Below are 4,371 nucleotides of genomic sequence, written 5' to 3'. Positions count from 1 at the left end.
GAAGGCCGCTCAGAGCGGATTCAAGGGTTGAGCCGAAGGTGAATCCCGCGAGCCTCCTCTCGGTTCACCCCCCTTCGGAGATGCCCCCATCTGGAGAGGGCGCCGCCCCCGCCCCCCTCCGGGAGGATTACCCTGCACTTGGCCGGGCACCTCTCAGCGCTGACCATGCGCCCACCCTGCACCCCTCCTGCGCCACCCCTGCATTGCCCCTGCGTTATCCATGCGCATGGTAGGTGCAGGGTGATTGCAGGGTGCGCGCAGGGCCTTGCTCGGACCGGTATTGCCTATGCGGTTTCCTTGCGCGGGGCATGTGCGGGTCATGCGCGGGGTAAATACCGAGGCGGCGATGGGTATACATCGGATCAGGCATGGACAACGCATAGCTAGTTGCTTGTCCTGTCACGCCCGAACGCTTGCCCTGCAAGGGGCTGTCAGTTGCTGAGCGCGGGGCCGTTCAATGCCCTGCGCTAGCCACGCGCATAGCAATGCACAGTTTGGTACTTGCCATGCGCACGGCCTGCATATAGCCTGCTGCCATGCAGATGACTAGCAGCAACCGGACCAGCGCACGGGGTGCGCGGTGCTGAGCACAGACGTGCGCGAGCGGCTCAACCGCGTCGGCGCAGTGATGACCCGCAAGGGGGGCGTCGGCAAGACCACGATCACGGACAACGTCGCCGGGCTGCTCGCCGCTCAGGGGCTCCGGGTCCTGGTGATCGACCTCGACCACCAGGGACACGTCGGCATCGACTTCGGATTCCGAGACTCTGAGGTCGACGACGACGGGGAAGCGCTCTACGACAGCCTGACCAACCGCAAGCCCCTGCGCCCCCTCAAGAACGTCCGCAAGAACCTGGACGTCGTCGCCGGAGGATCAGCGATCGAGGACCTGCAGCGAGAGCTGTACCGAGCTGAGTTCGGGGGAGAGGACACGACCCCCTGGCTCGCCGAGTCTCTCGCTCCGATCGCCGGCGCGTACGACCTCGTCCTCATCGACTGCCCTCCAGGCGTCGGCCCCGTGCAGGAAATGGCCGCGTTCGCATCGCGGTGGATCCTGGCAGCCACCCAGGCCGACGACGCTTCGATCCGAGGCATCGAAGATCTCGGCTCCCTCCTGGAGTCCACCCACCGGAAGGGCCACACGAGCCTCACCATGCTCGGCGTCGTTCTCACGATGATCCCCAGCAACTTCACCCGCCGCATCAACGACGCACGCCAGGACCTCCACGAGCTGGGGGAGGGCGTGTACGTGTTCGACGCGATCGTGCCCGACGCCGCGGCCGCCGCGATCGACGTGCGCAAGACCGGCCAGCTGTTCCACGAGCTCAAGGCCGGGGCAGAGCAGCAGGCGCAGCAGAAGATCTGGCTTCGCGTGCGCCGCAAGGAGGTCTCGTCGACCACCCTGATCGCCCAGTCCGTCGTGACCCTCGCCGAGACGATGGAGGACCTCGCCGCGGAGGTCGTGGAGCGGATCGCGAGCCTCGAGCAGAAGAAGCCGGCCACCCGGCGTGAGATGAAGGAGAAGGCAAAGTGAGCGCACTCGGGGATGGACCCAGGGAGAAGCGCAAGCGTCGCACGCTCAACGCCGCCCTGCTGGCACCGGTGACGGACGCGCCCGCAGAGGATGACGAGCGCGACGAGTCGAGCCCGGAGGAGGCCGACCAGGCACCCTTGGGCGCGCCTGACGTGGCGCCCGCTCCCGAGCCCGTCCGCACTCCACGCGCCCCGCGTACCGCCAAACAGCGGCCGGCAGCCCCGGTGAAGCCGAGCAACGACGAGACGAGGAAGAAGGAGTCGATGAGCGTCGAGCTCAGCGCTCCTGAGTCGCTGAGCGCCCGCATCAGGGCGTTCAAGGCATCCACGAAGGTGTCGATGCCGACCCTCGTCCTCGACGCCATCGAGGCCACCGTCGACGACCTGCCGCAGCTCATCGCCGAGCGCCTCGGCGTGCAGCACCCGAAGGCAGCGCAGCGCAAGCTGTTCGATCGCCCCGCACCCACGGTGCGGATCTCCAGCCGGGATGAGAAGACCGAGGCGTACCCGATGCGCATGCGAACGGACCACGTCGCTGTGCTCGACCAGCTCAAGGACGAGGTGGGAGCACCCAGCCGCAACCTGCTCATGGTCGTGGCACTCGATGCATACCTGCCGGGCGGTGACGACGAGAGCTGAGGCTCCCGGTCAGATCTGGCAGGTGACAGACACCTATACGGGCAAGCATCACCACGAGGGGGAAGACCAGAATGACTCAGGTAGAGACCGTCGAGCGCACGGACGCGAAGCGCGGTCGACGAGCCGGCAAGGAACCAGCCGAGGAGACCGCCAAGGGGCCGAGCCCCGCAGCGCCCAGGCCGGTCAAGTCGCGCCGCCGCACATGGGTGATCGCGCTCGGCATCGCCATCGCGCTCGTCGGCGGGCTGCTGACGTGGACCATCACCACGCAGCTGTCGGCGACCGAGACGCTGTTCACCACGAACAAGCCGATCGCTCGAGGCGAGACGATCGACGCCGACGACCTCACCACGATCGCGATCGCGGGAGGCCAGAACACCGAGGCGATCCGGGCGGACAACCCCGGAGACGTCGTCGGGAAGGTCGCCGCCGTGGACCTGCCCGCCGGAACCCTGCTCACGCCGCAGTCGTTCACCGAGAGCCTCCCCGTTCCAGAAGGCGAAGCCGTCGTCGGCCTTGCGCTCACGCCCGCGCAGCTGCCGAACCATCCGCTGGCCGCCGGCGACAACGTCCGGGTGATCGCCACGCCGGCTGTGCAGGCCGAGGTCACCGGGGAGCCGAAGACCTACGAGGCGACGGTCTACACCACGCGGTTCGACCAGGCGAACAACCTGTGGGTCGTGGACGTCATCGTGCCCGAAGAGGATGCGTCCCTGATCGCCGCTCAGGTCGCGACCCAGCGTGTCGCGGTCGTGCTGCTCGAGTCGTCGGGGGAGTAGGCCGTGGCGATCGTCTACCTGACCAACGCATCCGGTGCGCCCGGTGTCAGCACCCTCGCCACGGCGCTGACGTTGAACTGGCCGAAGCGGGCCGTGCTGCTCGAGGCGGATGTGACGACCACGGGCCATGTCCTCACCGGCCCCCTGCAGGGCCAGGTCGGGCACAGCATGGGCATGACGGAGCTCAACGTCGCCCACCAGCACGCGCCGCTCACCGGCGAGGACCTGTGGGCGCAGCGCGTCGGCCTCTCGGAGGGCAAGGATGCCGTGCCAGGCTTCCGCACGCTCGCCAACGCACGCGGCGCCTCGGAGGACTTCTGGGCCGGCATCCTCGGCGCCGTCGACCAGCTCGGCACCGTGGCGGGGGAGGAGGTCGACGTGATCGTGGACGGCGGCCGCTACCAGGTGCACGACCCGCGCTCGGCTCTGATCGGTCGGGCCGATGCCGTGCTGATGCTCACCGGCCAGACGCTGCCCGACGTCGCCTCCGCGCGCGTGGCCGCCAGCGCGCTCAAGTCCTCGCTCGACAACATCGGACACAGCGAGTGGCTGTCGCTGGTCACCGTCGGAGCTCCCCGCTACTGGGAGAGGGCGGACGTGAAGGACATCGCCAAGGTCGTCGGCGCGGACGTGCTCGGATCCCTTCCCTGGGACCCCCGCGGCGCCGTTCACTACTCGCACGGCAGCGACATCGTCGGCCGCCGGCGCACCAAGTACCAGCGCGCACTGGAGGCTCTGACCCAGTCGGTCACGGGCCTGATCGAGCAGCGCGCATACACCCCCATCGTCCAGGAGCAGCGCGCATGAGCAGCGATCCGAAGCCCGCAGACATCTCGAACCTGCCGATCTTCGCCGACCCGGTCGAAGAGCCGCCGGCCAAGCCCGCCACCAGCCCTGCCCGTCACCTGCTGCGTGCCTCCAGCCGAGCCGCGGCCGAGGAAGCGCCGGCAGTCCCTGAGCCGACTGCGCCAGCCCCCTCACCCGCCCCGGCGGTGGCCGAGACCGCCGAGCCGAGCCGACAGGCCGAGCCTGTCGTGGAGACCAGCGAGCTGACCGCCAGCGCCGAGATGTGGCAGGCGGTGGCGCAGATTCGCGACGCCGTGGCCACCGACCTCGCCGAGGCGCTGCAGGCCCGACCAGACATGAGCGTCCAGGAGCGGGAGACTCTCGGCTCGCAGCGGATCAGCGAGATCATCCGCAGCAACGTCAACGACACCGTCGCCCGTCAGGGCAGCGCGGCCGCGTGGAGCACGGCCATGCAGACCGAGATCCGCACGAACGTGTTCAACGCGCTGTTCCGTCTCGGCCGCCTGCAGCGCCTGGTCGACATCCCCGAGGTGGAGAACATCGATGTCGTCGGGCACGACAACATCTGGCTCACCTTCGCCGGCAACGTGAAGAAGCGCTACCCGTACCCCAT

Annotated in this window: 4 protein-coding genes and 1 pseudogene; all 5 read left to right on the top strand. The window is 68.7% G+C overall.

Annotated features, from left to right (window positions below; genetic code table 11):
- Positions 1–580: 580 nt before the first annotated feature.
- Positions 581–1,534 carry a ParA family protein gene (locus tag ABD161_RS15475; protein ID WP_344005001.1) on the top strand — a complete coding sequence of 318 codons (954 nt, stop codon included), beginning with the start codon at positions 581–583 and terminating at the stop codon, positions 1,532–1,534.
- On the top strand, positions 1,531–2,172 hold the full coding sequence (locus ABD161_RS15470) for a uracil-DNA glycosylase family protein (RefSeq protein WP_344004998.1): 642 nt from the start codon (positions 1,531–1,533) through the stop codon (positions 2,170–2,172). Before ABD161_RS15475 ends, ABD161_RS15470 begins: the two co-directional genes overlap by 4 nt.
- Positions 2,173–2,243: 71 nt before the next feature.
- Positions 2,244–2,951, top strand: coding sequence for an SAF domain-containing protein (locus ABD161_RS15465; RefSeq protein ID WP_344004995.1), 708 nt, complete (start codon positions 2,244–2,246; stop codon positions 2,949–2,951).
- A gap of 3 nt (positions 2,952–2,954) precedes the next feature.
- Complete coding sequence (locus ABD161_RS15460) at positions 2,955–3,758, top strand: hypothetical protein (protein WP_344004992.1); 804 nt, start codon at positions 2,955–2,957, stop codon at positions 3,756–3,758.
- Positions 3,755–4,371 (top strand): annotated as a pseudogene (locus ABD161_RS15455) (hypothetical protein); the annotation flags it as partial. The gene ABD161_RS15460 and the pseudogene ABD161_RS15455, both read left to right, overlap by 4 nt.

The organism is Microbacterium paludicola (assembly GCF_039529675.1).
GTDB classification, from domain to species: Bacteria; Actinomycetota; Actinomycetes; order Actinomycetales; family Microbacteriaceae; genus Microbacterium; species Microbacterium paludicola.
The sequence above is the reverse complement of the archived record's forward strand: the minus strand, read 5'-3'. Positions and strand labels throughout refer to the sequence as shown.

Excerpts from the sequence above, each read along its gene's own strand:
- ABD161_RS15465 (WP_344004995.1), top strand. The coding sequence starts at position 2,244 with ATGACTCAGGTAGAGACCGTCGAGCGCACGGACGCGAAGCGCGGTCGA.